The following is a 25,521-nucleotide window of genomic DNA, read 5'->3' on the forward strand; positions in this document are numbered from 1 at the left end:
CCGAGGGTGAGCCTACTGTGCGACGTGGTGTTGGCATCGGCTCCCGCGTGGCGGGGCGCATTTCTAACGACGGACAGCGGCACGTGCTCGGCTGTGGGAAACGTGTCCTGCCGCTGGTTCCGCACCGCGTATCGCCTGACGACTCATGCCGCCGTCGGCGCATTTGATCTCTCCTATCCGACCGCAACCGAAAGACCGCCGGCCCTCGCCCGACGCTGGCGCTGCGTGTCCGGCGTGTCTGCTCTGCGCCAGTCAAGGAGGCCTCGCCATGGCAACAGCAGTTGCGACTGAAATGACCGAAGCGCCTGTCCGTCTAACCAGCCTTGCGCATGGCGGCGGCTGTGGTTGCAAGCTGGCGCCGTCTGTCCTGCAGCAGCTTCTCGTCGATCAAACCGAGGCCAATCCCTTCCGGCAGCTCCTTGTCGGTATCGAGACCGGTGACGATGCGGCCGTCTGGCAGATCGACGATGCGACATGCGTGATCGCGACCACTGATTTCTTCATGCCGATGGTGGACGACCCCTACGATTTCGGGCGGATCGCAGCGACGAACGCAATCTCCGACGTCTACGCCATGGGCGGCCGGCCGATCATGGCTCTCGCAATCCTCGGCATGCCGATGGACAAGTTGCCGACGCCCCTGGTCAGGGAAATCTTGAGGGGTGGGCGAACCGTCTGCGCCGAGGCCGGAATCCCTGTCGCCGGCGGCCATTCGATCGATTCGCCAGAGCCGATCTACGGCCTGGCCGTAGTCGGCACATGCCGGCCCGATGACGTCCGGCGCAATTCCGGCGCCAGGGCGGGCGATACCCTGATTCTGACCAAAGGGCTCGGAGTCGGCATCTATTCCGCAGCCATCAAGAGAGAGGCGCTTGCGCCCGGCGGCTATGCCGAGATGATAACCTCGACGACGCTTCTCAACCGGATCGGATCGGATCTCGGCGCGGACGCGAGCGTGCATGCGATCACCGATGTGACCGGGTTCGGCCTGCTCGGGCATGCCCTTGAGATGGCGCGCGGCTCCGGCTGCGCTCTCGTCATCCGCGACCGCGACGTCCCCGTCTTTGAGCACGCGGCGTCACTTGCGGAACGGGGTTTCATCACCGGCGCATCGCGGCGCAACTGGGCGAGCTACGGCGATGCGGTACGCCTGCCTCAAGACATGCCGGAGTGGCGGCGCCATCTTCTCACCGACCCACAAACTTCGGGCGGGTTGCTGGTCGCCTGCGAGCGCCGCAGCGCGGCAGCTCTGGTCGAGAAGATCGTCGCTGCAGGCTACCCGTCTGCCCGACTGGTGGGCTCTGTCGAACCAGGCGTGCCTTCCGTAAGAGTCCAGGCATGATCGGCAATCAGCTCCGGGTCAGGGCGGCGGGGGCAAACGGTGGAAGAGCGTCGCCCTTTAGGGTACAGCAAGGCTGTACCCGAGCCCCATCGGCGCGTGCAAATGAGCCCATATTGAGAAGTGGTACCTAAGTGATTGAAAACAAACGAGTACAATCTCCAAATTCCTATTCGAAGGAACTCGATTGGGCGGACTTGAATCAGAAGGCTAAATAAAAACAGCATGTCTCGTATACAACTCGCCGTCGCCCCGATGATGGATTGGACGGACCGTCATTGCCGGTTCTTCCATCGCCAACTGACCCGGCGCGCGCTGCTCTATACCGAGATGGTGGTCGCCGACGCCGTCATCCATGGCGATCGCGAGCGCCTGCTGGGCTTCGACGCCGTGGAGCATCCCGTGGCGCTGCAGCTCGGCGGGTCGGATCCGAAGAAGCTGGCCGAGGCGGCGCGGATCGGCAAGGACCTCGGCTATGACGAGATCAACCTGAATGTCGGATGCCCCTCGGACCGTGTCCAATCCGGTACCTTCGGTGCCTGCCTGATGCGCACGCCGGACCTGGTCGGCGCCTGCGTGGCCGCCATGAAAGGGGTGGCGGCCATTCCCGTCACGGTGAAATGCCGGCTGGGCGTCGATGAGCAGGACACGGAGACAGCACTGGGCGAGATGGCCCGGACGGTCTTCGCGGCCGGCGCCGACGCCTTGTGGGTGCATGCGCGCAAGGCCTGGCTGGAAGGGCTGAGCCCCAAGGAGAACCGCGACATCCCGCCGCTCGACTATCCCCGCGTCTATCGGCTGAAGCAGGAATATCCGAATCGTCTCATTGGTATAAACGGCGGTATTCAGTCATTGGATGAGACCGTACGCCATCTGGAACATGTCGACGGCGTGATGCTCGGGCGCGCCGCCTACCATACGCCCGGCGTGCTGGCGAATGCCGATGCCCTGCTTTGGGGGGACGACGGCCGGGCGGATTTGGCCGGCATCATCGATGCCATGGCCGACTACGCCGCGCGCCACATCGCGCATGGCGGACGCCTGGCGCATGTGACGCGCCACATGACCGGCCTGTTCAACGGCTTTCCCGGCGCCCGTCGGTTCCGTCAGATCCTTTCCACGGATGCAACGCGGCCAGGGGCGGGGCCGGATGTCCTGTTCCGCGCTTTCGAGGCCGTGTCGCTGGAGACCGCCGAAGTCGCCGCCTGACGATCGGCGTGGGCTTTCGAAAGTCCCTTGACAAGCTACCAACCCTGGGGTCGTTCGGGTCGCAGCCCAGCGCGGCTTGGGCGCGCGGCCGCGTGGGGAACGCGCGCCTCGGCCTGTCCCTTGCGCAGGTTCGAGCCGGGTTCGGCCCTTGGCTTTCGCTGGTGGAGGGGGCAGCGACCGGCAGGGCTATCCTATCGACAGGGCTTGCCAACTGATAAGCGTTCGCTTATAGGTTGGCCATGCTGGAAACGGAAATCTTCAAGGCCCTGGCCGATCCCACCCGCCGCGCCGTCTTCGAGCGACTGACTGGCGCTGAGATGAGCGTGGGTGAACTGAAGGCGGGTTTCGCGATATCGCAACCGGCGGTCTCGCAGCATCTGGCATCCTTGAAGCGGGCCGGGCTGGTGGTCGAGCGGCGGGACGGCCGCAACACCTACTACCGGCTGGAGCCGGACGGAATGAGGCCGCTGCTGGCCTGGATGGAGCGTTACCGCCTGTTCTGGCCCGAACGTGTCGAGAAACTGAGGGACGTGCTGAAGGATATGGATCAATGACCGAAGAACGTAACGAGGTTGCAGGTGACGAGGTGTCCTTGGTGACGGAATGCGACCTGCCTCATCCGCCGGAGAAAGTGTGGCGCGCTCTAACGGTGCCCGAGCTTCTCGCGGCGTGGCTGATGCCGAACGACATCGAGGCTCGTCCCGGCACCCGTTTTGCGTTCCGGCAGGATGACGAAGGCGGGGCCCCGATCGAATGCGAGGTGCTCGAGGCCGAGCCCTTCCGGCGGCTGAGCTACAGTTGGCGGGACGAGGAGGCGCGTGAAAAGTCCCTGACGTCGACGGTCACCTTCGAGCTTTGCCGCGCGGTTGGGGGGACGCGTCTTCGCATCACCCATTCGGGCATGGAAATGCCGGCAGTCCGGAGGCCTGTCCTGACGCTGTCGGCCGCGAACACGAACCTGCGGCCGCGTTTGCCGCGCGCCGCCTGACAGGAAGGTCCTCCATGAACGCAATCTCCAATCTCGTGCCCATGGTGGTCGAGCAGTCGAGCAGAGGCGAGCGCGCCTTCGACATCTTTTCCAGGCTGTTGCGCGAGCGCATCGTGTTCCTGAACGGGCCGATCGACGATAATGTCTCTGCGTTGGTCTGCGCCCAGCTTCTTTCGCTGGAATCGGACAATCCGACGAAGGAGATTGCGCTCTACATCAACTCGCCTGGCGGGGTGGTGACCAGCGGCTTCGCGATCTACGACACGATGCAGTACATCACTTGTCCGGTTTCGACGGTCTGCATGGGAACGGCACGATCGATGGGGTCGTTCCTCCTGATGGCGGGAACGCCCGGCCGGCGGATCGCTCTGCCGAACTCCAGCATCATGCTGCATCAGCCGTCAGGCGGTTTCCAGGGCCAGGCGTCCGACATCGAACGGCACGCCGAGGACGTCATCAAGACCAAGCGGCGCCTGAACGAGATCTATGCCAGGCATTGCGGGCGCAGCATCGAGGAAGTCGAGCGCACGCTCGACCGCGACCACTTCATGACGGCCGAGGAAGCAAAGGCCTGGGGCGTCGTCGACCACATCTACGACAGGCGCGTCGCCGCGTAGATCAATTCCGCCCTTTTCCCAGTCCTGGAAATGCTCGCGCCCTTTGCTTGTACGCAGGACCGCTGCGCACTTGCTGAAATCGATCTGGACGGTCAGTCCCGCAGGATCATGCGGTCGCCGCGTACGTCGAAGCCCGACAGAGTGCCGATGAAGTTCATGCCGAGCAGGCTCTGGTCGAGCATGCCGCCATCGGCCACCAGCACAGGCACGTTCCTGCGGCTGATCGTTCCGAGCGTGATCTCGTCGGCAGTGACGCGCGCCGCGCGGGCCGTGCCATTGGCGGTCGAGACGCGGATCGTATAGCTCAGCGCTTCCGGATCATAGCCGGCAGCGCGGGCATCGGCGGCAGTGAGCACCGTGGCGGTGGCGCCGGTATCGACGATCGTCCGCACGGGCACGCCGTTCACCTCGATGCGGGCCTGGAAATGCCCGTTGGGGGCTTTCTCCAGCATGACGGTGCTGCCGTCGTCGCCGATGGAGAGCGGGCTGCCCGGTACGAGGCCGGCGGTCACGCGGTTTGCAATATCCTGCAATTCGTAACGATACTGGTAGCCGGCGACCAGAATCAGCGCGACCAGCATCCACAAGGCCAGGCTACGCGCGACATAGCCGAGCCGCATGCCGGAGCCGAGGATGGCCGCGGCGATCACCGTGCCCCATATGCCCAGATAGAGAAAGCGGGCGAGATCGTCGCCACTGCCAAAGGAATCGCCCGTGTCGCTGCTGAGGAGCAACAGGATCAGCGCGCCGCCAATCGCCGCCATTCCGATCCAGAAAAGCTGTCCGGTCATTCGGCAGCCCCGCGTTCACGCGCCATCCGCGCTCGCCGCGTCTCGCGCCGCGGCCGCCTTTCGACCATGTCGAGCCGGGCCGGCAGCGTCGCCATGATCTCGCGCCGCGCTTCCGGCGTCATGCCGATCCAGCCCGATATCTCGTCGCGGGTGCGGCCGCAGCCGAAACAATAGCCGGTCTTCATGTCGATCGAGCAGACGAGGATGCAGGGCGATTCGATAGACAAGGAGGAGGTTCCGTTTCGTCTATCCCACATGGTGCGCCGAAAAAGGCAATGCAAGCCCATGCGTTTGCGTCCGACAGCGGCGTTTTTGCACCACTCATTCGCGAGGGCAAAAGGACGATTGTGCGGCGCGGCAAACGCCGCTATGCCCGTCGCGACGATCAGGCATGGACGAGATGACGACCGGACTTCCCTTCGACGATTTTCGCAACCTCACGCGAGAGCTTCCCGCCCGCGATGAGGCGGCCGCCGCCAAGGTGCGAACGCAGTTCCAGCAGATGCGCAAGCCCGCCGGCTCGCTCGGCCGGATCGAGGAGATTGCGGAGTGGCTGGCCGCCTGGTCCGGCCGTCCGCCCGCGGTGACGCGTCCGCTGGTCGCGATCTTCGCCGGCAACCACGGCGTCGCGCGGCGCAACATCTCGCCTCGGCAACAGGACGCCACGGCCGAAATGGTGGAGTTGTGCGCGGCCGGCGGCGCCGCGATCAACCAGATCTGCGTGGCCTATGATCTCGGGCTGAAGGTCTTCGACCTCGCTTTGCACCTGCCCACGGCCGATATCACGCAGGAGGCGGCCCTCGACGAGCGCGGCTGTGCGGCGACCATGGCCTTCGGCATGGAGGCGATCGCCGGCGGCGCCGATCTGATTGCCATCGGCGACCTCGGCGTCGGCAATTCGACCGTGGCGGCGGCAATGCTCGCTGCCCTCTATGGCGGCGCCGGCAAGGATTGGGTCGGGCCTGGCTCCGGTGCCGGTCCCGACATGATTGCCCGCAAGGCCGCGGCGGTGGATGCCGCATTGGCACTGCACGGCCGGAACCTGAAGGACCCGTTCGAGGTGCTGCGCCGCGTCGGCGGGCGCGAATTCGCCGCCATCGCCGGCGCCATCCTGGCTGCGCGCATGCAGAAGGTGGCGATCGTGCTCGACGGCTTCGCCGCGCTCGCCGCGGCTGCCGTGCTCCACGCAGTCAACCCCGCCGCGCTCGACCATTGCCTCGTCGCTCATGTCTCGACCGAACCGGGCCATGCCAAGGTGATCGAGCGGCTCGGACTCGATCCGGTGCTGGACTTGAAGCTGGCGCATGGGGAAGCGACGGGGGCAGGCCTCGCGGTCGGTATCGTCAAGGCCGCGGCGCTTGTGCATTCCGGCATGGCGGCGACGCTCTGATTTTCGCAGATAGTTGGCGGATCGGCAGGCGGTCAGCGCCGCCGTCCGCCTGAGGCCACTGCCCGAAGCGGCAATGTCGGCAAGGCGGGCATGTCTTCCATCACCCGGCCCCTCGGGAAGATCGCGATCGCCTCAGTGCCCTCGCGAAGCTTGGAGTTCAGCTGGAATTCGCCGCCATGCATGGCGAGCAGTCCCTGGACGATCGGCAGGCCCAGGCCGGTTCCCTGTTCGGCGCTCTTGATGGCGATGGAGCCCTGACCGAAAGCGGAAAGCACAACGGGGATCTCGTCGGGGGGGATGCCGGGCCCGTCGTCCGCAACCGATACATACTGGCCGCCGCCGGCCGTCCAGCCGACCTTCACCACGATCTCGCCGCCGGCCGGCGTGAACTTCACGGCGTTCGAGATGAGGTTCAGCGCGATCTGGCGGATGGCGCGCTCGTCGGCGAAGAGCCTCGGCAGGGAGGCCTCGAACTGCTGCACGATCCGCAGATCCTTGTTCCTGGCCCTGAGTTCCATCAGGTGGCAGCATTCCTCCACGACGTCGAGCAGGCTGACCGGCTCCTCGTTGAGCTGGTAGCGGCCGGCCTCGATGCGCGACAGGTCGAGAATCTCATTGATCAGATCGAGCAGATGCCGGCCGGAATCGTGGATGTCGCGCGCATATTCCTTGTATGTGGTGTTCTGGATCTGCCCCAAGACCTCGTTCGACATGACCTCGGAGAAGCCGAGGATGGCGTTGAGCGGCGTGCGCAACTCATGGCTCATCGAGGCGAGGAAACGCGATTTGGCCAGATTGGCCTCCTCGGCGCGCCGCCGTGCCTCGTCCGACATCGACTTGGCCGTTTCGAGTTCGGCGATCAGCCCGTCCTTCTCCCGCCGGAATGACAGGAGCATCAGGGCCGAACGGTTGAGGTGACCCGCGACATAGGCGAAGAAGGGCAGCGATATGGCAAGCAGGCCGATCATCGTCGCCTCGACGGGCATCCAGTAGCGCGCGCCGACGACCCCGTAGACGATGACCGGCGCTGCGAAAGTGGCGACGAGGGCGCCGCGCAGCGACGAGGCGATGATCGCGGTCGCCGCCATGGCCAGCAGAAGCACGACCGCCTTGATGACCGGGAATTGCTCGACCTGGCATTCACCGCAGCCGAGCGAGGCGAGATAGGCCCAGCACAGGCCCGACAAAGAATGCAGGATGAGGAAGTTGCGCTTCGTGGCCGCAAGCTCGATCCGTGCGGTATCGGCCTTGTCGATGCTGCGGGCAAAGAGGGCTATGCCGGTGTAGCAGGTAACAGTGACCAGGGCCCAGCTCAGGATCGTGCCGCCCATGCCGCCGAGCAGCCCGGCCGCGGCGATGACCAGCACCAGCAACGGAATCGCCGAGGCGCCGGTGACGATCGCCCTGGCGTGCAGCTTCAACAGCTCGCGATCGAAGGCCGGGCTGCCGGAACGTTGGGAAAGACGGTCACGAGTGTGCTTCACCGCGCGCGACACATCGCTGTTGCGATGGGTTTTCCTGCGGTCCACAATGAATTTGTCAGCCGTGTTCGTTCGCAGCAACGGCATCGGGGTTTCTATTTGCGTACAATCCCGGTTACTCCGGCAGGCTAGTCCGCAATGATTAAGGTTCCCTTTGCCATATGAACCGATACCGATACGGCCGCAGGCGCGTCCCCTATGCACGCGCGCGCCGCAGTCGCCTGCGCAAGCTGCTCGACTATGCGCTGACCTTCGCCATCCTGGGCATGCTCGCGGTCGTCGCGTCCCGCCTCGATCGCGTGGAGACCAGGCAGGCCGCCGGTGCCGCGGTGGTGAATGACGGCGACACGCTGACCTTGGGCACTGAGCGGGTGCGATTGCGTGGGATCGATGCGCCCGAATACAATCAGACCTGCATGCGTGACGGCACCGGATATCCCTGCGGTCGGCGTTCCCGCGAGGCGCTGTCCAGGCTGATATCAGGCAGGGCCGTCACCTGTGAGGGCTGGGAGCGCGACCGCTATGGCCGCCTGCTCGGCCAATGCAGCGCCGGCGCGGTGGACCTGAACAAGGAACAGGTCGCTGCCGGGTGGGCGATAGCGTATGGCGGCTATCTTGACGAGGAGGACGCCGCGCGTGCCGGCAGGCTCGGACTTTGGGCCGGCGAGTTCGACCGCCCGCGCGATTGGCGCGAGACCCATGGCGGCATGATCGAGGGTGAGCACGACAGGCTGGGCGCGGCGTTCAACTGGCTGCGGGCCTTGCTCGGCCTGTTGTGAGGCGGACGCACTTTATCCGGTTCGGTCGTCCTCGTGCTGCTCGTCCAGCCATCCGCCGCGAAAGCCGGCGCGCCGCAATCCGGCTGTCAGATAGGGGCAGCTCCGCATCCACTCCCACAGCAGGCCGGTGCGATAGTTCTCGATCATCAGCACGATCGGGCCCTGGTTCAGCCCGTAGTGCCATGGCGATATCCAGCCATAGGGGCTGCCCGACTTGTCGGGGAAGGTGGGATTGAAAGACGCCTTGAAGCCATAAGGGTTCTGGCTCTTGAGCTTCACCTCATGGATGAAGTGGTCCACCGTCGGCAGAACGATTTCAGGAGCGAAGGGCACGGAGGCGACGACCACCCAGGGTGCGATCGTGCCGTCGTCAGGGCCGTAGGGCACTCCGCGTCCGACATAGTCCTGGAACTCACGCGTGATGCCGTCGATCTTCAGCGTCACGGGGCCCGGCCCATCGCTTGCCGTGATGCCCCAGCAGCAGGACCCGTAGTGCGCAAAGCCGAGCGGGTTGTCGATTGCATATCGCTGCTGGACGAAGGTCGCGCGCCGGCTGTTTTCGAAATAGTCGATGTCCTTCTCGCGCATATAGTAGTCCTGGATGCCGCGGAAATCGATCCAGATATGCGAGAGCTGATGCGTGAAGAGCGGGCCGGCATAGAGGAACTCGATGCCCTGGCACTCCTTCCACTCATAGGTCGAGCACCAGGCGGCGTAGCTGCTTTGCGGCAAGGGGAAGGTCGGTGAACCCAGTCCCATAACGTAGAGCAGCAGTGCCTCGTCATAGCCCTCCCAGCGGTAGGGGATGAAACCGGTTTCCGGCCGCCAGCCATGTGATACCGTCTCGCCGCCGTTCTGTGCCCACTGCCAGTCGGCGCGTTTGTAGAGCGCCTCGGCGAGCGCCCGGATCTCCTGTTCCTCGTCGGTATCCCGGTCGAAGAAGATCCTGGCTGTGAGAGCGCCGGCCAGCAGGAAGGTCGTATCGATGGTCGACACCTCGCAATCCCACGCCCGCCGGCCGGTCTGCATGTCGAGGAAATGATAAAAGAAGCCGCGATAGCCGGTCGCGTCCGGCTCCGTTCCCTGCGGGCTCGTCCAGAAGAAGCGGAGCACCTTGAGCGTCGGCTCGATGGCTTCGTCCCGCGAGATGAAGCTGCGATCGACGCCGATTGGATAGGCGGCGAGCGCCAAGCCGGTTGCGGCTATGCTCGCCGGCCAGCCGGGTTCCGTCTTGTCGGCGATCAGCCCGTTCACCGGGCTGGCTTCGTGCAGGAAATAGCGGAAAGTCTCGTGCTGGAGCACGCGGAGTTCGACATCGTCCGGCAGCTTCATGTTGTTTGACCGTGTTCCCTGTGCGACGATCCTGCGGCCGGGGTGCCCAGTGACAGGGTCGCGCCCTGGCCTACATCGATTGCGGGCAGGGTGCCGCCAAGGAGCGGTGTCGGCAAGAGCCCGCCCATTTTTCCATCGCCGCGGCGCCGAATGGTTCAGGTTCCGCCGCGGCAGTGACCATGGGAGCCGGCCGAAGGAACGCATGCGACGTGGCCGGCGTATCGTCTGACAGGGATAGAAGCGAATGCAGATCGGAGTTGTCGGATTGGGCCGCATGGGCGGCAATATCAGCCGTCGCCTGATGCGGGCCGGACATCGTTGCGTGGTGTTCGACACCAATGCAGGGCCGCGCGAGGCGCTGGCCAAGGAGGGCGCTCAGGCCGTGGGCTCCCTCGACGAGTTGGTGAAGGCGCTGGACGAACGGCCGCGCGCCGTATGGGTGATGTTGCCGGCGGGGCGCATCACCGAAGAGACGATCGCCCGGTTGGGCGACCTCCTGGGTGCGGACGACATCGTCATCGATGGCGGCAACACCTTCTACAAGGACGACATCCGGCGGGCCAAGGCTTTGGCCGGCAACGGCGTCCGCTACGTGGATTGCGGCACTTCGGGCGGAATATGGGGCGCTGAGCGCGGCTATTGCATGATGATCGGCGGAGAGACGCAAACGGTCGATCACCTCGATCCGATCTTCGTGGCGCTGGCGCCGGGACTGGGCGACATACCGCGCACGCCCGGTCGCGAGGCGAGCGATCCGCGTGCCGAGCGCGGCTACATCCATGCCGGACCTTGCGGGGCCGGCCATTTCGTCAAGATGGTGCACAACGGCATCGAATATGGACTGATGCAGGCCTATGCCGAGGGCTTCGACATACTGCGCAACAAGGACTCCACCGACCTGCCGGCCGATCAACGATTTTCCCTGAACCTGGCCGACATCGCCGAGGTCTGGCGGCGCGGCAGCGTGGTCTCGTCCTGGCTGCTCGACCTCGGCGCGGCGGCGCTGGCCAGGGACCCGCAACTCGACGGTTTCTCCGGCTTCGTCCAGGATTCCGGGGAGGGGCGGTGGACGATCGAGGCTGCGCTGGAGGAGGCGGTTCCGGCCGATTCCCTCGCGACCGCGCTCTTCGCCCGCTTCCGCTCGCGCAGGCAACACACATTCGGGGAAAAGCTGCTGTCGGCCATGCGCCTCGGATTCGGCGGCCATGTCGAGGGCAAGGAGCCGTCCGACCCGAAAACAGCGGAGTGATGGGATGGACAACCACGCACCATTGCCTCCGTCGGCGCCGCCTTGCGCCATGGTCATCTTCGGCGCCGGCGGAGACCTGACCAAGCGCCTGATGGTGCCGGCCCTCTACAATCTGTCGCGGACCAATCTGCTGCCGCAGAACTTCGCCCTGATCGGCGTGGACCGGGCCGAAGCTTCGGCGCAAAGCTGGCGCGACAGCCTGCTCGACATGCTGAAGAGCATCATCTGCGACCCCGGGACCGGGTTTGATGGCGAGCAGATCGACCCGGCCGCCTGGGACCGGCTGGCGGGAACCATGTCCTATGTCCGTGGCGACATCACGGGACCCGACGTTTTCGGCAGGATCCGGGACGCGCTCGCCGAGGCGGATGCGGCGCGCGGCACCGAAGGCAATGCGGTCTTCTATCTCGCCGTAGCCAGCCAGCTTTTCGACCCGGTCGTGGAAGGCCTCGGCAAGGCGAAACTCACCGACGAGAATTCAACCGTCGACGGCAAGCGGCAGGGCTGGCGGCGCGTGGTGATCGAGAAGCCCTTCGGCCATTCCCTGGACTCGGCGCGCGACCTCAACAGGCGCATCCTGCGCACGCTGCGCGAGGAGCAGATCTTCCGGATCGACCACTTCCTGGGCAAGGACACAGTCCAGAGCATCATGGCCTTCCGCTTTGCCAACGGGCTGTTCGAGCCGATCTGGAACCGTGACCGGATCGATCACGTCCAGATCACCGCAGCGGAGACCGTCGGCGTCGAGCGGCGCGGCAGCTTCTACGAAGCCACCGGCGCCCTGCGGGACATGGTGCCGAACCATGTCTTCACGCTGTTGTCGATGGTAGCGATGGAGCCGCCGGGAGGCTTCGACGCGGGCTCGATCCGCAACAAGAAAGCGGAGCTGTTCGCGGGGATGCCGCCGGCCCGGGCCGACAAGGCAGTTCGTGGCCAGTACCGGGCGGGGACCGTCCTTGATAAGCCGGCAAACAACTACCGCAACGAGCCCAATGTCGCCGCGGATTCGAATGTCGAAACCTTTGTTGCCATGCGTCTCGATATCGACAACTGGCGATGGGCAGGCGTGCCTTTTTACCTGCGCACAGGCAAGCACATGTCGCGGCGCCTCACCGAGATCGCCATCCGCTTCAAGCAGGCTCCCTACGCGGCTTTCCAGAATACCCCCGTCGAGGCACTGCAGCCCAACTGGCTGGTTCTGAACATCGCCCCGGAGGAGGGGATCTCGTTACAGTTCGAGGTCAAGCGCCCCGGTCAGACGGTCGATCTCGCTGCCGTGAGGATGGACTTCCGCTATGAAGACTGGTTCCCGAAGGAGGCCAATGTCGGATACGAGACGCTCATCTACGACGTGATGATCGGTGACGCAACGCTGTTCATGCGCGCCGACATGGTCGAGCAGGCCTGGCGGGTCGTGCAGCCAGTGCTCGACGACTGGACGGAAAAGGGAACGCCGGTCGAAGGTTATGCCTCGGGCAGCGACGGTCCGGCATCGGCCGACGAGCTTCTTGCCCGCGACGGCAACCGGGCCTGGAGGCCCCTGACCGCAGCGCGGCCGAAACGCTGACGAGCTGTCTCACGACGCTGCGAGGGCGCGGTTCACGATGCCCTCGGCCTCATCCAGGATCGACTTCAGATGCGCCTTGCCGCGGAAACTCTCGGCGTAGATCTTGTAGATATCCTCGGTGCCCGAGGGACGCGCAGCAAACCAGCCGTTGGGGGCGGTGACCTTGATGCCGCCGATCGGCGCGCCATTGCCAGGCGCGTGGTCGAGCACGGCCTCGATCTTCTCGCCGGCGAGCTCAGTGCCGGGCACCTGCTTCGGTGAAAGCCTCGCCAGCCTCGCCTTCTCGGAGGCGCTCGCCGGCGCCTCGACCCTATCGGCGGTCGGCTCGCCGAGCTCGGCCGTGATGTCCCTGTAGAGCGCACCGGGGTCGCGGCCGGTGCGTGCGGTGATTTCCGCCGACAGCAGGGCCGGCGCGATGCCGTCCTTGTCGGTGGTCCAGACCGTGCCGTCCCGGCGCAGGAATGACGCCCCGGCGCTTTCCTCGCCGCCGAAACCCAGCGTGCCGTCGAACAGGCCGTCGACGAACCACTTGAAGCCCACCGGGACTTCATGGAGCCGGCGGCCCAGCCGGGTCGCGACGCGGTCGATGAGCGCCGTGCTGACCAGGGTCTTGCCGACGGCAGCGGCGGCGCTCCAACCCGGACGCTGCCGGAACAGATAGTCGACGAGGACGGACAGATAGTGGTTCGGCGGCAGCAGGCCGGCCGACCGCGCGACGATCCCGTGTCGGTCATGATCAGTGTCGCAGGCAAAGGCGACGTCATAGCGGTCTTTCAGGCCGATCAGCCTCTGCATGGCATAGGACGACGACGGGTCCATGCGGATCTTGCCATCCCAATCGACGGTCATGAAGCCGAAGGTCGGATCGACTTCCTCGCTCACGATGTCGAGCGGCAGGCGATAACGTTCCGCGATCGGCGCCCAGTAATGGACGCCGGCGCCGCCGAGAGGGTCGACCGCCATGCGGATGCCGGACGACCGGATCGCATCGAAGTCGACCACGGCTCCGAGGTCGGCGACATAGGCGTCGAGATAGTCGTGCTCTTGGGTGGTGGCGGCGTGGCGCGCCCGGTCGAAGGGGATGCGTCGGACATCCTTGAGGCCGCCCTCGATCAACGCATTGGCGCGGTCCTGGATCCAGCTCGTGATGTCGACATCGGCCGGACCGCCATTGGACGGATTGTATTTGAAGCCGCCATTGTCGGGCGGATTGTGCGACGGCGTAACCACGATGCCGTCGGCAAGGCCCGAGGCGCGGCCGCGATTATAGGTCAGGATCGCATGCGACACGGCCGGCGTCGGCGTGAATTCGCCGCCCCTGGCGATCATCGTCTCCACGCCGTTGGCCGCCAGCACCTCCAGAGCGCTCTCGAATGCGGGCGACGACAGCGCGTGGGTGTCTATGCCGATGAACAGGGGACCCGTTATGCCTTTTCCCGCGCGGTAGTCGCAGATCGCCTGGGTGATCGCCAGCACATGCCATTCGTTGAAGCTGCGTTCGAAGGAACTGCCGCGATGGCCCGACGTGCCAAAGGCGACGCGCTGACCTGCTATCCCGGGGTCGGGACGGAGTGCGGCATAGGCGGCGACGAGGGCGGGGACATCGACGAGCAGCGATTTCGGTGCCGGCTTGCCGGCGAGGGGACTGACAGCCATGCTCATACGCCTGCCTTGGAGAGATTGAGGTCCTGAACCGAGAAGCCGAGCAGCTCGCCGATATGCCGGACGGCAACATCAGGAGCGGGAGCAACATCGGCCACTACGGAATCGAGGGCGTAGTGACCCTGGCGCGGGAAGATCGTGGTGAGCCTGTCGCCGAGTTGAAGCTTCATGGCGGCCAGAAGCCGTGCCTTGTCGTCCACCATGACATAACGGGTGGCTGGAAAACGACGTTCGATATCGTCGAGCATGCGCTCTTTGTGGACATAGACAAGCACGCGCCCGCCGAAGGCGTCCCACAGGCCGGACCGCCTGATCTTGCGCGGCTGGAACACGATGTCGCCGTCGGACAGGACGATGGTGGTGCCCATCCGGCCGAGATGATCGACCACGGCGAGCGCGTCGGGATAGAGCAGATCGGCGAAGGGATAGTCGAGCATGAATTCGGATGCCTGCAGGAGAGCGGCCTCGTCGTTGTTCTCAAGGCGGAAATCCTGCAGTGCGCCGAGATAGTCCGCATAACCAAGCGTCTCGCGCCTGTTCTCGTAAAGGCGCCAGTAGCGCTGGCACTCGGCCTCCCCGAAGAGCCGGTCGAGCCGCGCCGTCAGTTCGGCAAAGAAGCGGTCATTGTCGAGCAACGTGTTGTCGACATCGATCATGAACACCAGTTTGGCTGGGTCTGCCACGGGACGCCCCCTCGGTTTTGTCGCTGGTGGCGGCAGCGCAGAAACGCGCGACGCGGCCGAACGTTCCCGGCGGCGCAAAAACCAGCGCTCCGGTCTCGGCAGGCTTCAAATAGCTTGCTGGGGTCTATAGGGTCCGATGACGTGGAACAGAGCGGAGGACCGAGATGAAGCTCTTCGACGGCGGCAAGGCGCCCAATCCGCGCCGCGTGCGCATCTTCCTGGCGGAAAAGGGCATCGAAGTGCCGCTTGTGCCGATCGACATGAATGCCATGGGGCATCGGGAAGAGGCGGTTGCCTCGCGCAACCCGTTGCGCCGCCTCCCCGTATTGGAGCTTGACGACGGCACGATCATCACCGAATCCATCGCAATCTGCCGCTATTTCGAGGAACTTCATCCAGAGCCGGCATTGTTCGGACGCGGCGCGCTTGGCAAGGCGAAAGTCGAGATGTGGCAGCGCCGAATGGAGCTCAACTTGATGATGGCCGTGGCTCAGGCCTTCCGACACATCCACCCCGCCATGAAGGAATGGGAGAAACCGCAGATTCCCGAATGGGGCGAGGCCAACAAGCCGAAGGCACTGGAGTTCCTTCGCCTGCTCGATGGCGAGTTGGCGAGCCGCGAATTCGTCGCCGGCGACGACTATTCGGTCGCCGACATCACAGGGATGATCGCCGTCGACTTCATGAAACCGGCCCGCATCCAGGTGCCGGACGAACTCGCCAATGTCATTCGCTGGTATCGCGCGGTCGGCGCGCGGCCGAGCGCGGCTGCGTGAGGAAGCAGGCTTGCAGGACCCCCTTGCCAGTCTGGCGAAGGCAGTACGGGCGTGCCGCATATGTCGCGACCAGCCACGGGGCAAGCCGCTGCCGCACGAGCCGCGTCCGGTGCTGGTTGCCTCCGACGCGGCGCGCATCCTGATCGCGGGGCAGGCGCCGGGGACCAAGGTTCACGCGACCGGCATCCCGTTCAACGATGCCTCGGGCGACCGGTTGCGGGACTGGCTGGACGTCTCGCGCGAGGAGTTCTATGACCCCTCGAACTTCGCCATCCTGCCGATGGGGTTCTGCTTTCCCGGCCAGGATGCGCGCGGCGCGGACCTGCCGCCGCGAAAGGAATGCGCTCCCGCCTGGCGCGTGCCATTATTGGCCGCGATGCCCCGGATCGATCTGGTCGTCGCGATCGGCCTTTATGCCCATGACTGGCATATAGGCGCATCCCGCGCCCGATCGCTCACCGAAACGGTCATGAACTGGCGGGCGCTCTTCGACACCCCGTCGGCACCGCGCGTTCTGGCGCTGCCCCACCCTTCATGGCGCAATACGGGCTGGCTGAAGCGAAATCCCTGGTTCGAAATGGATCTGCTGCCTTTTCTGCGGGCAGAAATTCGCCGTCGCCTCGATGGCTGCTAGCAGAACGCTCTCCCTTCAAATCCGCCATTCCGGAGAATTCCTTTCTTGCGATGCGCCGCATGCGCGATCATTATGCAAACCCATTCCAACGGGAGCCCGAAATGGACCGCCTCGACCGCAAGATCCTCCGCCTGCTTCAGGAGGACGCGACACTCGCCGTCGCAGACATCGCCAAGAAGGTCGGGCTGTCGACGACGCCCTGCTGGCGCCGGATCCAGAAGCTGGAGGAAGAGGGCGTCATCAAGCGGCGTGTGGCTGTTCTCGATCCCGAGAGGATCAATGTCCGCGTCACCGTCTTCGTCGCAATCCGCACGAATTCGCACAGCCATGAGTGGTTGCGCCGTTTCTCCGAAGTCATCCAGGACTTCCCCGAAGTCGTCGAATTCTACCGTATGAGCGGCGACGTCGACTATCTGCTGCGCGTGGTGGTGCCCGACATCGCCGCCTATGACGCGTTCTACAAGCGTCTCATCGCCAAGATCGAAATCCGGGACGTGTCTTCTTCCTTCGCGATGGAGCAGATCAAATACACGACCGAGATGCCGCTGGACTATATCATTCTCGACAAGGAGAGCGGCGCAAGCGCGGCTTGAGCCCGACTACGTGCCGTGGCCAAAGCATTTCTCCCGAAAGCGGGAACCGCCTTCGGGACAAAAATGCGCCAAATCAACGACCGCCCGGTCACCGGCCTTTCTTCGCAAGGCGGTCCAGCGTCTTCGGATCGGTCAGTTCCCTGACGGCGTCCTTGCCGATCCAGCGCGCCGTTTTGTCGTCGGATTCCGCGAGCTTTTCCGACAAGGCGAGCGCAGGGCGGTAGAGGGTCATCGAGCGCTTGCCGATCTGCCGGAGCGCCCAGTTCACGGCTTTCTTCACGAAGTTCCTGGCATCGCCCGAATGTCGTTCGACCAGCGGCAGAAGGGCGACGAACGTTGTGTCGGGCTCCTTCTTCAGGTGAACCGCGCTCCACGCCAGCATGGCGAAGGCGGCGCGCCGCACGAACTCCCGATCGTCCTCGGCGAACTCATCGATCAACTCTCGCCAGAACGGTGTCTCAACGAACAGAGCCGACACACCGTCGACGACGTCCCAGGAATCGAAATCGGCCGCCCAGCGCCGGCACTCGTCGATCGTCATCTTCTTGGGGTCGCCGGTCAGGCCGGCGAGGATGCGCGCCTCGCGATAGCCGGTTGCCCAGAGTGACTGCGCGCGGAGGTGGTCCGTCTTCACCTTCCTGGCCAGCGGATTGAGAACCGTATGCCCGACGCCGAACGCCTTATCCGTGGTGATGCCGAACCGTGCCATGCCGGCGCGGTTCTCAGCCGAGCCGAGCGCCTTCAGATGCGCGACGACGTCGTCGGCCGTCCAGTCGGGCGAGGGGATGGACAACTCTATTTCTCGAGGCGGGCGAGCAGTGCGGACGTATCCCAGCGCTTGCCGCCCATTTCCTGGATGTCCTTGTAGAACTGATCGACCAGCGCCGTCACTGGCAGTTTCGCGCCGTTGCGGTCGGCCTCGTCAAGACAGATGCCTAGATCCTTGCGCATCCAGTCGACCGCGAATCCGAAATCATACTTGCCTGCGTTCATGGTCTTGTGGCGGTTCTCCATCTGCCAGGAGCCGGCGGCGCCTTTGGAGATCACCTCGATCACCTTCTCGATGTCGAGACCGGCCTTCTTGCCGAAATGGATGCCTTCCGCCAGGCCCTGGACCAGCCCGGCAATGCAGATCTGGTTGATCATCTTGGTAAGCTGCCCGGCGCCGGCCGGCCCCATAAGTCCCACCATGCGTGCGTAAGCCTCGATAACGGGCCTGGCCTTGTCGAAATCCCGCTCCGCGCCGCCGACCATCACGGTGAGCGCGCCATTTTCCGCTCCTGCCTGGCCGCCGGAAACCGGGGCGTCGAGGAAGCCGAAGCCGCCAGCCGCGGCTTTCTCCGCGAGTTCGCGGGCGACTTCCGCCGAAGCGGTCGTGTTGTCGATGAAGACCGAGCCTTCCCTCATGCCGTGGAAGGCCCCGTCGGGACCGACCGTCACTTCGCGCAGGTCGTCGTCATTGCCGACGCAGGCGAAGACGAAATCCTTGCCCACTGCCGCCTCGCGCGGCGTTGCCGCAGAGTCGCCGCCGAATTCGTCGGCCCATTTGCGGGCGCGCGCGGTCGTGCGGTTGTAGACCGTCACGTCGTGGCTGCCCTTGTTCTTCAGGTGGCCCGCCATCGGATAACCCATGACGCCGAGACCGATGAATGCAACCGAAGCCATAGCATCTCCCTGCCGCATCGCTCCGAAAACCCTGCTTCGATTTCGGAAGGACGATGCGTCGATTGAAAGTGAAAGCGACGTTGCGCATCCGATGGACGCGCGACGCTCGCAACGACACCGCGACAGGTCTATGCGATAGGCGGAATTCGTCAAGCCGCGAAAAGTAGCCCGACGGAGCCTGGATCAGGCCGCCTTGGCCGGGGCGCCCACCCTGTTGCGGCCGGCAGCCTTGGCGCGATAGAGCGCATCGTCTGCTTGAGCGATCAGCCTTTCCAGATCGTATTCGCCGGGTTCGGCGGAAGAGAGCCCGGCGCTCGCGGTCGGCCGGACCGTACCCTTGTCGGTGACCAGGGCGGCATCGGCGAAACGTGTCCGGATGGTCTCGGCGACGACGCGGGCCTGCCGCGCCGTCTGTCCGGGGAGGAGGATGACGAACTCCTCGCCGCCGTAGCGGCAGAGAAGGTCCTTGGGTCCCAGCGCCGCCCTGGCCGTCTCGGCAAAATGCACCAGCACGCGATCGCCCGCGGGATGTCCATGCGTGTCGTTGATCTTCTTGAAGACATCGAGGTCGACAAGCAGCAGGCTCGCCGGGGTGCCCGTGCCTTCCAGTCGACGAAGCTCCAGTTCGGCCTTACGCATGAATTCGTGCCGGTTGAGCGTATCGGTGAGGGCGTCGCGCGTAGCCGCCCGCTGCAGGGCGATCTCGAACTGCTCCTTGCCGATGGCGATCAGGCTGAAGCTGGAGATCAGGATCATGAACATCACGACCAGGGTCGCGATCTCCGGACCGAAAAAGCTGCGGAAGAAGGGATCCTCGGGTCCGCAGATCCAGAGCGCGATCGCGCGGCCCGCATAGAAGAAGCCGAGAAAGGTGCTGGCGCCGGAAAGCACGGCGGCGTTGCGATAACGGAAACCCGTCTGGTTCCAGAATTCGACGCCGGTCGCAAAGCAATAGGCGGCGAACATGACAAGGAATACGATGCCGCCGCGCCAGGCCTCTGGCTCGCTCCTGTCGAAAAGGGCGGCCGCCGTCACCAGCAAGGGGCCGAGCAGGGCCAGCCCCACGGTCGGCCTGCGGCCGTTGAAGGCCTGGGCGCCCACCCAGATCATGGAAATGCCCGTTATGACGATGCCGTTGCCGACAGCCACCACCAGCCACAGGAGTTCCGGCACTCCGGACGAGGCGATGTAGAAGACCGGCGCGGCGGTGGTGCACAGGAAACCCACGCCCCACCAGCGGGACGGGATCGCATCGCGGCGATGAAAGGCCTCGAACAGGAACAGCATTCCGCATGCCGTAGTAACGAGCATCGAGCTGACCAGCAGCGTGTCGAGATCGAGAGCGACGGGCATACGGGCTTTCCGGGCGAGCAGGCGATGCCGCAGCGTTAGGGGAGAAAGCCTGAAGCCCGTGTAAACGCGCGGATCTCAGGCGACGGAATGGTTAAGCAAGCCTTCCGGGGCCGCGACCGCGTCAACTGGAAGGTCGGACATTGCGCTTGGAAGGCAGACAACAGGTTGGCTCGAGCGATGGAGCGCTCTTTGTACGTTCAAATGATGCGCGGCGCTCCAAAGCGGGTGACATGAGAGGCTTGAACAGAGCGCTGAATCGGACCGCTGGATCGGGAAGCCGAAGCGTAGCCGGCGAATCGGCCTCGTATCGTACTCAGTCTTCTATTGATCCCTGCTTATTCACAATGTACGAACATTTAGAATTCAATAGGGATTCTCGTAATGAACATAGCGAACTGGCTGTTTTCAAGCGCCAAGCGTCATCCCATAAAGGCGGCGCTGATGCGTGGCGCAGAGGTCGTCGCGACCTACGATCAATTTGCCCGGCGTGCAGCGCACATTGCTCGGACATTGTCGCAGCAGCATGGGCTTGGTGCGGGTGACCGGGTCGCCTTGTTCATGACGAACCGCACGGAATATCTGGAATGCCTCTATGCTGCGTGGTGGATCGGCGGCATTGTCGTTCCGATCAACGCGAAGCTTCATGCCCGGGAAGCGGCCTGGATCGTTGCCGATTCCGGTGCAAGACTCGTTTTTGTCGACGAAGATCATGCCGAGGTCCTGCGGGCCGAAATCCGGGCGGGTGCACAGATTTTGTCGATCGAAGACCAAGAATTCTCATCGCCCTTGGCATCGGGCGATTTGAGCTGCCCTCAAGAACGGCGATCGTCGGATCTGGCCTGGCTGTTCTACACCTCCGGCACGACAGGGCGCCCTAAGGGGGCGATGCTGACCCATGAAAACCTGGTCGCGATGTCGCTTGCCTATTGCGCCGACGTCGATGCCGTCGATGAAGGTGACACTGCGCTCTATGCCGCGCCGCTCTCGCACGGTGCCGGGCTCTATAATTTCATCCATGTCCGCAAGGCAGCCAGACACTGCGTGCCCTTGAGCGGCGGGTTCGATGCAGACGAGATCCTGTCGATTGCGAAGCATGTTGGAACCGCCTCGATGTTCGCGGCGCCGACAATGGTTCGCCGCCTGGTCGATGCGGCCGAAGCAAGCAAGAGCCAGGGCGAAGGCTTGAAGACCGTCGTCTATGGCGGCGGCCCCATGTATCAGGCGGACATCGAGCGCGCGATCGCGGTCTTCGGCGACAAGTTCGTGCAGATCTATGGCCAGGGCGAATCGCCGATGACGATCACGGCGTTGCCCCGGGCCGATCACAAACTGTCCGAGGATCCGCGGGAACGAGCGCGTCTGGCCTCTGTCGGGCGCGCCCACAGTCCGGTCGACGTCCGTGTGGTTGACAGCACGGGACGCACCCTCGCGCCCGGCCAAGACGGAGAGATTGTCGTCAGTGGGCCAACGGTCATGGCCGGCTATTGGAACAACCCGGAAGCATCGGCTTCGACTGTCCGTAACGGATGGCTGCACACCGGCGATATCGGCCGATTGGATGCGGAGGGCTATCTGACCCTTACCGACCGATCAAAGGACGTGATTATTTCGGGCGGCTCCAACGTCTATCCAAGAGAGGTCGAGGAAATCCTGCTGACGCATCCGTCGGTATCGGAAGTCGCGGTCGTCGGGCAGGAGGATGCCGAGTGGGGCGAGTTAGTCGTGGCCTTCGTTGTGGCCAAGCCAGATTGCGAGCCAAACGATGAAGCGCTGGATGAGCATTGCCTGTCCGGGCTCGCGCGGTTCAAGAGACCAAAACGCTACGTCTGGCTTGGAAGCCTGCCCAAGAACAATTACGGCAAGGTGCTGAAGACGGAACTGCGGAAGCTTCTGTAAGCCCGTTGCACCTGGCTCGTCTGCGGAGCACGCCCAACAACGATGCTGGCAAGTCCTAAAGTTCGCGCTTGAAGATCAAGCTCGCCGTGCGCTGGCGGATACGCCACTCGCCGTCACGCTTTTCGACCAAGTCGTCGTAGCGGGTTGCGAGCAGTGCGCTCGTGCGGGCTTCGCTCGGACCCGACACGACGGTAATGTGGCCGAAGCCGTGGGCTTCTGCTTCGGTCGAAGAAACGAAGTCGATGGTGCGATAGGCCAGGCAGGCCACGGTGCTGATGCGCTGCCGCAAGTTGGGCGCCAACTGCTCGACGAAACCTTCGGCGGTGCCCCTGTAGTCGCCATGCTCCTCGTGCGCGCCCGGCCAGTAGAGCGCATGCAGCAGCCTGGCATCGGCCGCGAACAGGGCGAGGCAATAGTGGTCCATCAGGCCGCGAATGGCGTCCCGATCAAGGAGAGACGTGACCGACACGTCTGTCATGGCAACCTCCGGTGCAGCGCTCGCGGGTAGCAAACAAGGAACCCGCCGCGCCTGGATTGGCGCGACGGTGCAGGTCTCGTCAGCTCTTCGGCGACCAACCGAGTTTCTGAAGCCCCTCGTCGACGAGGCTCATGTCGATGATTTCGTCATAAGGGAATGTGTTGGGGTCCGGATTGCCACCGATCGTCCCGGTCTCAAGCCATGCTTGGATAGAGTCCCTGGCCACGTAAGGGGAGGCGAATATGGGCAGAGCGCTGGCCCAGACGTCCGGCCAGATGGCATCGGCGATCTTGGGGAACCGGGTCTGGCGCAGCTTGGCCCTTGCCCCGTCCGGATCTTCCTGGAGAAATTTTAGGGCACGCAGGTCTGCGCGTATGAAGGCGGCGAAAAGGTCACGCTTGGCTTCCAGATCCTCCGGCCGCGCCTCGAGCACCTGGCCCTGCAGGCGCCCGGCCTGCGGGATCTCGCCCGCCGCGATTGCCAGAAGCGGGACAGCTTCGAATTCGACGCCGGCCTGCTCCGTAAAAGGCGCCAGCAACGCGCCACCATCCAGCCCGCCCTGGGACAAAGCCGACATGATATTCACGATCGAACCGGCAGGCACGATCGTCACATCGCTCGTGGGATCGAGCCCGACCTGCTGAAGCGCCATGCGAACGACCAGATCGGTGTTGCTGCCCGGCGCGGTGATACCGATGCGCTTGCCTTTCATAGCGGTCAGCGCCTTCTCGCGCTGCTCGCGCGGGCTTGCCGCCGTGATGCCATTTGCGTCCGCAAAGGCCTTGGTCACCGAAATCGTATAGGGATCGCTGCGGGTGTAAGCCTGGATGATCTTGATCCGTTGGCCGCGCGCATTGGCCGCGAGGCACTCGCCCGGCGCCGATACGTTCATCGTGCCTTCGCCGGCAAGCAGCGCCGTCATCGCGGCGGGGCCACCGCCGAGGCCGAGGCGTTCAACTGCGAGGCCTTCCTCCTTATAGTAGCCCATGTCCTCCGCGAGATAAGAGATGGACCAGACGAGCAGCGTGGCAGGCGAAGCGTGAATGATCTTCACCTTCTCCGATCCGGCTGCGAGCAGCCGGGTCACGCCGAGCGTCGATGAACCGGCCATCACGCCAGCGGCGGCGCCGAGCTGCAACATGTGTCGGCGCGAAAGTTGAAAGGTCTCAGTCATGCTGTTCCTCCCTTGGAAGCTTGTTCTAATTCGCAGTCATAAATGTACGAACATTTATGACTTTGTCAATCATTCCGCACCCGAGAATTCTCTCGTTCTGACGTTTCGTTGCTCGCCGGTCGCATATAATGTTCGAACATTTTAATGACGTTTGTGCTGCCAGCGCAGAACACGCCGTTCAACCAGCGCCACCAGCCAGTCGAGGGCCAAGCCAAGCAGGGTCGTGACCGCCAGCGCAGCGAAAAGGCCTGCCGTGTCGAACTGATTGGCCGTGTTCGAAATCACATAGCCGAGACCTTGGCTGGACGAGAACATTTCGGCCACCACCGCTCCGATCAGCGCGAAAGGGACCGATATTCGCAGGCCGGCGAAGACCCAGGCCAGGGCCGACGGCACCAGCACCTTGAGGATCGTGTCCCGGCGCGAGGCGCCCATGACCCGGATGACGTCGATCAGATCGTCGTCCACGTCTCGGATACCGGCAAGTGTGTTCATGAAGATCGGGAAAAACACAAGCAGCGCCGTGAAGATCACTTTCATTTCGAAGCCGAGGCCGAACCAGAGGATGAAGAGAGGGACCAGCGCGACACGCGGCAGGGAATAGAGCCCTGTCAGATACGGATCGAGCACGCGGGCAACGACACGGTTGATGCCGAACAGCACGCCCAGCCCGATGCCGATGAGGATGCCGAGCGCGAAGCCGGCCGCAGCCACGAGGGTGGTAGCGAAAACCGCGCGGGGCAGGGCGCCGCTTTTCATCATCTCTATGAAAGCGAGAAAGATCTGGGTCGGACTGCTCACCCAGAACGAGCTGATGATCGTCCCGCTGGCAAACTCCCAGGCACCCAGGACAACCACGAACAAGCCGACCCGCAGCGCCGTCACGAGCATGTTCTCGCGCCTGCGCGCCTTGATGCTGGGGTCGACCGCGAACACGTCGTCTGAGGCTTTTTCCACGATTGGTCGGGTCATGGCACTTTCCATGGTGCTGGACATCAGTGCAACTCCGTTCCGTTCTTCATGTCTTCCTTGAGGGCCGCCCACAGCGTCTCGAAGTACTCCCCGAATTCCGGTGAGAAGCGCACGTGGAACACGTCGCGGGGACGCGGGAGCTTGATATCCGCGATGCTGCGGATCGTTCCCGGCCGCGAGGACATGACGATGACCCTGTCAGCAAGCGAGATCGCTTCGGTGATGTCGTGCGTCACGAAAATCAGTGTCTTGCCGGAGCCTTCCCAAGTCTTGAGCAACTCGGCCTGCAGCGTCAGCTTGAGTTGCGCGTCGAGCGCGCCGAAAGGTTCGTCCATCAGCAGCGTGTCCGGCTCGTAAACCAGCGAGCGGGCAAGCTGCGCGCGCTTGCGCATGCCACCGGAAAGTTCGGCCGGGAAATGGTTCTCGAAGCCTAACAGCCCGACCATCGTGATGTAGCGCGTGATCCGCTCGCGCTTCTGCGCGGCTGACATATCGCGGTATCGCCCAACCTCCAGCGGCAGGCCGACATTGGATTCGACTGTGCGCCACGGCAGCAGATTATCCTTCTGCGTGACGTATGCGACCTGGGTGTTGACCGTGTTAACGGCGTTGCCATCGTAACGCACTTCGCCCGTGCCCGGCTGCATTAGCCCAGCCGTCAAGTTCAGTAGCGTTGACTTGCCGCATCCGCTTGGGCCCACGACGGCCAGCAATTCACCCGGCCGGACCTGAAGCGAAACGTTCTGAAGGGCGTGTATCTGGGCGTTGCCCTTGAAAAAGATCTTTGAAACCCTGTCGAATTCGACGATCGGCACCATGCCGGCAGTCCTCCCATTCCTGACGTGAAAGCCGCATTCTCCACCCGGTGGCGTTCCGGTCGTTGACCCTATCCT

26 protein-coding genes are annotated in these 25,521 nt (G+C 64.1%); 13 read left to right on the plus strand and 13 right to left on the minus strand.

Annotated elements, in window-relative coordinates:
* Window positions 1-292: 292 nt before the first annotated feature.
* From selD to JN280_RS21220, 5 genes are all read left to right on the plus strand, one after another.
* The gene (selD, locus tag JN280_RS21200) at window positions 293-1,342 is read left to right on the plus strand and encodes a selenide, water dikinase SelD (protein WP_202314952.1); all 1,050 of its coding nucleotides are present in this window, start codon (window positions 293-295) and stop codon (window positions 1,340-1,342) included.
* Window positions 1,343-1,564: 222 nt separating this feature from the next.
* Window positions 1,565-2,548 (plus strand): tRNA dihydrouridine(20/20a) synthase DusA, encoded by a 984-nt coding sequence (gene dusA / locus JN280_RS21205; RefSeq protein WP_202304934.1) that lies wholly within the window; start codon window positions 1,565-1,567, stop codon window positions 2,546-2,548.
* A gap of 239 nt (window positions 2,549-2,787) precedes the next feature.
* Window positions 2,788-3,102 carry an ArsR/SmtB family transcription factor gene (locus JN280_RS21210; RefSeq protein ID WP_202304941.1) on the plus strand — a complete coding sequence of 105 codons (315 nt, stop codon included), beginning with the start codon at window positions 2,788-2,790 and terminating at the stop codon, window positions 3,100-3,102.
* Window positions 3,099-3,536: an SRPBCC family protein gene (locus JN280_RS21215; protein ID WP_202304943.1), complete on the plus strand. Its 438-nt coding sequence runs from the start codon at window positions 3,099-3,101 to the stop codon at window positions 3,534-3,536. Before JN280_RS21210 ends, JN280_RS21215 begins: the two co-directional genes overlap by 4 nt.
* 14 nt (window positions 3,537-3,550) lie before the next feature.
* Window positions 3,551-4,153 carry an ATP-dependent Clp protease proteolytic subunit gene (locus JN280_RS21220; RefSeq protein WP_202304945.1) on the plus strand — a complete coding sequence of 201 codons (603 nt, stop codon included), beginning with the start codon at window positions 3,551-3,553 and terminating at the stop codon, window positions 4,151-4,153.
* 92 nt (window positions 4,154-4,245) lie between these two features.
* Here JN280_RS21220 and JN280_RS21225 read toward each other — a convergent pair whose 3' ends face one another.
* Both JN280_RS21225 and JN280_RS21230 read right to left on the minus strand, forming a co-directional pair.
* Entirely contained in the window at window positions 4,246-4,944 is a 699-nt protein-coding gene (locus JN280_RS21225; RefSeq protein WP_202304947.1) for a retropepsin-like aspartic protease family protein, read from the minus strand.
* Window positions 4,941-5,171 carry a DUF1289 domain-containing protein gene (locus JN280_RS21230; RefSeq protein ID WP_274609021.1) on the minus strand — a complete coding sequence of 77 codons (231 nt, stop codon included), beginning with the start codon at window positions 5,169-5,171 and terminating at the stop codon, window positions 4,941-4,943. The genes JN280_RS21225 and JN280_RS21230 overlap by 4 nt, the downstream gene beginning before the upstream one ends.
* Window positions 5,172-5,344: 173 nt before the next feature.
* Here JN280_RS21230 and JN280_RS21235 point away from each other — a divergent pair, with 173 nt between their 5' ends.
* Window positions 5,345-6,334, plus strand: coding sequence for a nicotinate-nucleotide--dimethylbenzimidazole phosphoribosyltransferase (locus JN280_RS21235; protein ID WP_202314953.1), 990 nt, complete (start codon window positions 5,345-5,347; stop codon window positions 6,332-6,334).
* Between the two features lie 32 nt (window positions 6,335-6,366).
* Here JN280_RS21235 and JN280_RS21240 read toward each other — a convergent pair whose 3' ends face one another.
* Window positions 6,367-7,902: a sensor histidine kinase gene (locus tag JN280_RS21240; RefSeq protein ID WP_202304951.1), complete on the minus strand. Its 1,536-nt coding sequence runs from the start codon at window positions 7,900-7,902 to the stop codon at window positions 6,367-6,369.
* A gap of 74 nt (window positions 7,903-7,976) precedes the next feature.
* Here JN280_RS21240 and JN280_RS21245 point away from each other — a divergent pair, with 74 nt between their 5' ends.
* Window positions 7,977-8,594: a thermonuclease family protein gene (locus tag JN280_RS21245; protein ID WP_202304953.1), complete on the plus strand. Its 618-nt coding sequence runs from the start codon at window positions 7,977-7,979 to the stop codon at window positions 8,592-8,594.
* A gap of 12 nt (window positions 8,595-8,606) precedes the next feature.
* Here the strand turns inward: JN280_RS21245 and JN280_RS21250 are convergent, their stop codons facing one another.
* The gene (locus JN280_RS21250) at window positions 8,607-9,926 is read right to left on the minus strand and encodes a glucoamylase family protein (protein ID WP_202304955.1); all 1,320 of its coding nucleotides are present in this window, start codon (window positions 9,924-9,926) and stop codon (window positions 8,607-8,609) included.
* A 244-nt stretch (window positions 9,927-10,170) separates the two neighbouring features.
* Here JN280_RS21250 and gnd point away from each other — a divergent pair, with 244 nt between their 5' ends.
* Together gnd and zwf are read left to right on the plus strand one after the other, a co-directional pair.
* Window positions 10,171-11,175, plus strand: a complete 1,005-nt coding sequence (gene gnd / locus JN280_RS21255; RefSeq protein WP_202304962.1) for a phosphogluconate dehydrogenase (NAD(+)-dependent, decarboxylating) — start codon at window positions 10,171-10,173, stop codon at window positions 11,173-11,175.
* 4 nt (window positions 11,176-11,179) lie between these two features.
* Window positions 11,180-12,742, plus strand: coding sequence for a glucose-6-phosphate dehydrogenase (gene zwf / locus JN280_RS21260; RefSeq protein WP_202304963.1), 1,563 nt, complete (start codon window positions 11,180-11,182; stop codon window positions 12,740-12,742).
* Window positions 12,743-12,751: 9 nt separating this feature from the next.
* Here zwf and pgm read toward each other — a convergent pair whose 3' ends face one another.
* Together pgm and JN280_RS21270 are read right to left on the minus strand one after the other, a co-directional pair.
* Entirely contained in the window at window positions 12,752-14,404 is a 1,653-nt protein-coding gene (gene pgm, locus JN280_RS21265) for a phosphoglucomutase (alpha-D-glucose-1,6-bisphosphate-dependent) (RefSeq protein WP_202304964.1), read from the minus strand.
* Window positions 14,401-15,087, minus strand: coding sequence for an HAD family hydrolase (locus JN280_RS21270; RefSeq protein WP_202304965.1), 687 nt, complete (start codon window positions 15,085-15,087; stop codon window positions 14,401-14,403). The genes pgm and JN280_RS21270 overlap by 4 nt, the downstream gene beginning before the upstream one ends.
* A gap of 164 nt (window positions 15,088-15,251) precedes the next feature.
* On the opposite strand from JN280_RS21270, the gene JN280_RS21275 reads away from it, so the two are divergent.
* The 3 genes from JN280_RS21275 (at window position 15,252) to JN280_RS21285 (ending at window position 17,090) form a co-directional block, all read left to right on the plus strand.
* Entirely contained in the window at window positions 15,252-15,863 is a 612-nt protein-coding gene (locus JN280_RS21275) for a glutathione S-transferase (protein ID WP_202304966.1), read from the plus strand.
* Between the two features lie 10 nt (window positions 15,864-15,873).
* On the plus strand, window positions 15,874-16,497 hold the full coding sequence (locus JN280_RS21280; RefSeq protein ID WP_244741848.1) for a uracil-DNA glycosylase family protein: 624 nt from the start codon (window positions 15,874-15,876) through the stop codon (window positions 16,495-16,497).
* A 101-nt stretch (window positions 16,498-16,598) separates the two neighbouring features.
* Window positions 16,599-17,090 (plus strand): Lrp/AsnC family transcriptional regulator, encoded by a 492-nt coding sequence (locus tag JN280_RS21285; RefSeq protein WP_202304969.1) that lies wholly within the window; start codon window positions 16,599-16,601, stop codon window positions 17,088-17,090.
* Between the two features lie 88 nt (window positions 17,091-17,178).
* Here the strand turns inward: JN280_RS21285 and JN280_RS21290 are convergent, their stop codons facing one another.
* The 3 genes from JN280_RS21290 to JN280_RS21300 form a co-directional block, all read right to left on the minus strand.
* On the minus strand, window positions 17,179-17,883 hold the full coding sequence (locus tag JN280_RS21290) for a DNA alkylation repair protein (protein WP_202304971.1): 705 nt from the start codon (window positions 17,881-17,883) through the stop codon (window positions 17,179-17,181).
* 2 nt (window positions 17,884-17,885) lie between these two features.
* On the minus strand, window positions 17,886-18,755 hold the full coding sequence (locus JN280_RS21295; RefSeq protein WP_202304973.1) for an NAD(P)-dependent oxidoreductase: 870 nt from the start codon (window positions 18,753-18,755) through the stop codon (window positions 17,886-17,888).
* A 183-nt stretch (window positions 18,756-18,938) separates the two neighbouring features.
* Window positions 18,939-20,108: a GGDEF domain-containing protein gene (locus tag JN280_RS21300; RefSeq protein ID WP_202304975.1), complete on the minus strand. Its 1,170-nt coding sequence runs from the start codon at window positions 20,106-20,108 to the stop codon at window positions 18,939-18,941.
* A gap of 381 nt (window positions 20,109-20,489) precedes the next feature.
* On the opposite strand from JN280_RS21300, the gene JN280_RS21305 reads away from it, so the two are divergent.
* Window positions 20,490-22,004: an AMP-binding protein gene (locus JN280_RS21305; protein WP_202304977.1), complete on the plus strand. Its 1,515-nt coding sequence runs from the start codon at window positions 20,490-20,492 to the stop codon at window positions 22,002-22,004.
* Window positions 22,005-22,059: 55 nt separating this feature from the next.
* Here JN280_RS21305 and JN280_RS21310 read toward each other — a convergent pair whose 3' ends face one another.
* From JN280_RS21310 to JN280_RS21325, 4 genes are all read right to left on the minus strand, one after another.
* Window positions 22,060-22,482 carry a nuclear transport factor 2 family protein gene (locus JN280_RS21310; RefSeq protein ID WP_202304979.1) on the minus strand — a complete coding sequence of 141 codons (423 nt, stop codon included), beginning with the start codon at window positions 22,480-22,482 and terminating at the stop codon, window positions 22,060-22,062.
* Window positions 22,483-22,561: 79 nt separating this feature from the next.
* Window positions 22,562-23,656 (minus strand): ABC transporter substrate-binding protein, encoded by a 1,095-nt coding sequence (locus JN280_RS21315; protein WP_202304981.1) that lies wholly within the window; start codon window positions 23,654-23,656, stop codon window positions 22,562-22,564.
* A gap of 141 nt (window positions 23,657-23,797) precedes the next feature.
* On the minus strand, window positions 23,798-24,628 hold the full coding sequence (locus tag JN280_RS21320) for an ABC transporter permease (protein WP_202304983.1): 831 nt from the start codon (window positions 24,626-24,628) through the stop codon (window positions 23,798-23,800).
* 23 nt (window positions 24,629-24,651) lie between these two features.
* Window positions 24,652-25,446, minus strand: a complete 795-nt coding sequence (locus tag JN280_RS21325) for an ABC transporter ATP-binding protein (RefSeq protein WP_202304985.1) — start codon at window positions 25,444-25,446, stop codon at window positions 24,652-24,654.
* Between the last annotated feature and the right edge of the window lie 75 nt (window positions 25,447-25,521).

The organism is Mesorhizobium sp. L-8-10, from assembly GCF_016756635.1.
Taxonomy (GTDB): Bacteria; Pseudomonadota; Alphaproteobacteria; order Rhizobiales; family Rhizobiaceae.

Bases quoted from the DNA above. Each gene is read 5' to 3' on its own strand.
- pgm (WP_202304964.1), bottom strand. From the start codon at position 14,404: ATGAGCATGGCTGTCAGTCCCCTCGCCGGCAAGCCGGCACCGAAATCG.
- JN280_RS21315 (WP_202304981.1), bottom strand. From the start codon at position 23,656: ATGACTGAGACCTTTCAACTTTCGCGCCGACACATGTTGCAGCTCGGC.
- JN280_RS21210 (WP_202304941.1), top strand. From the start codon at position 2,788: ATGCTGGAAACGGAAATCTTCAAGGCCCTGGCCGATCCCACCCGCCGC.
- JN280_RS21215 (WP_202304943.1), top strand. From the start codon at position 3,099: ATGACCGAAGAACGTAACGAGGTTGCAGGTGACGAGGTGTCCTTGGTG.
- JN280_RS21250 (WP_202304955.1), bottom strand. From the start codon at position 9,926: ATGAAGCTGCCGGACGATGTCGAACTCCGCGTGCTCCAGCACGAGACT.
- JN280_RS21275 (WP_202304966.1), top strand. From the start codon at position 15,252: ATGAAGCTCTTCGACGGCGGCAAGGCGCCCAATCCGCGCCGCGTGCGC.
- dusA (WP_202304934.1), top strand. From the start codon at position 1,565: ATGTCTCGTATACAACTCGCCGTCGCCCCGATGATGGATTGGACGGAC.
- JN280_RS21320 (WP_202304983.1), bottom strand. From the start codon at position 24,628: ATGACCCGACCAATCGTGGAAAAAGCCTCAGACGACGTGTTCGCGGTC.
- JN280_RS21285 (WP_202304969.1), top strand. From the start codon at position 16,599: ATGGACCGCCTCGACCGCAAGATCCTCCGCCTGCTTCAGGAGGACGCG.
- JN280_RS21310 (WP_202304979.1), bottom strand. From the start codon at position 22,482: ATGACAGACGTGTCGGTCACGTCTCTCCTTGATCGGGACGCCATTCGC.
- JN280_RS21225 (WP_202304947.1), bottom strand. From the start codon at position 4,944: ATGACCGGACAGCTTTTCTGGATCGGAATGGCGGCGATTGGCGGCGCG.
- JN280_RS21245 (WP_202304953.1), top strand. From the start codon at position 7,977: ATGAACCGATACCGATACGGCCGCAGGCGCGTCCCCTATGCACGCGCG.
- JN280_RS21305 (WP_202304977.1), top strand. From the start codon at position 20,490: ATGAACATAGCGAACTGGCTGTTTTCAAGCGCCAAGCGTCATCCCATA.
- JN280_RS21235 (WP_202314953.1), top strand. From the start codon at position 5,345: ATGACGACCGGACTTCCCTTCGACGATTTTCGCAACCTCACGCGAGAG.
- selD (WP_202314952.1), top strand. From the start codon at position 293: ATGACCGAAGCGCCTGTCCGTCTAACCAGCCTTGCGCATGGCGGCGGC.
- gnd (WP_202304962.1), top strand. From the start codon at position 10,171: ATGCAGATCGGAGTTGTCGGATTGGGCCGCATGGGCGGCAATATCAGC.
- JN280_RS21220 (WP_202304945.1), top strand. From the start codon at position 3,551: ATGAACGCAATCTCCAATCTCGTGCCCATGGTGGTCGAGCAGTCGAGC.
- zwf (WP_202304963.1), top strand. From the start codon at position 11,180: ATGGACAACCACGCACCATTGCCTCCGTCGGCGCCGCCTTGCGCCATG.
- JN280_RS21325 (WP_202304985.1), bottom strand. From the start codon at position 25,446: ATGGTGCCGATCGTCGAATTCGACAGGGTTTCAAAGATCTTTTTCAAG.
- JN280_RS21300 (WP_202304975.1), bottom strand. From the start codon at position 20,108: ATGCCCGTCGCTCTCGATCTCGACACGCTGCTGGTCAGCTCGATGCTC.
- JN280_RS21295 (WP_202304973.1), bottom strand. From the start codon at position 18,755: ATGGCTTCGGTTGCATTCATCGGTCTCGGCGTCATGGGTTATCCGATG.
- JN280_RS21240 (WP_202304951.1), bottom strand. From the start codon at position 7,902: ATGCCGTTGCTGCGAACGAACACGGCTGACAAATTCATTGTGGACCGC.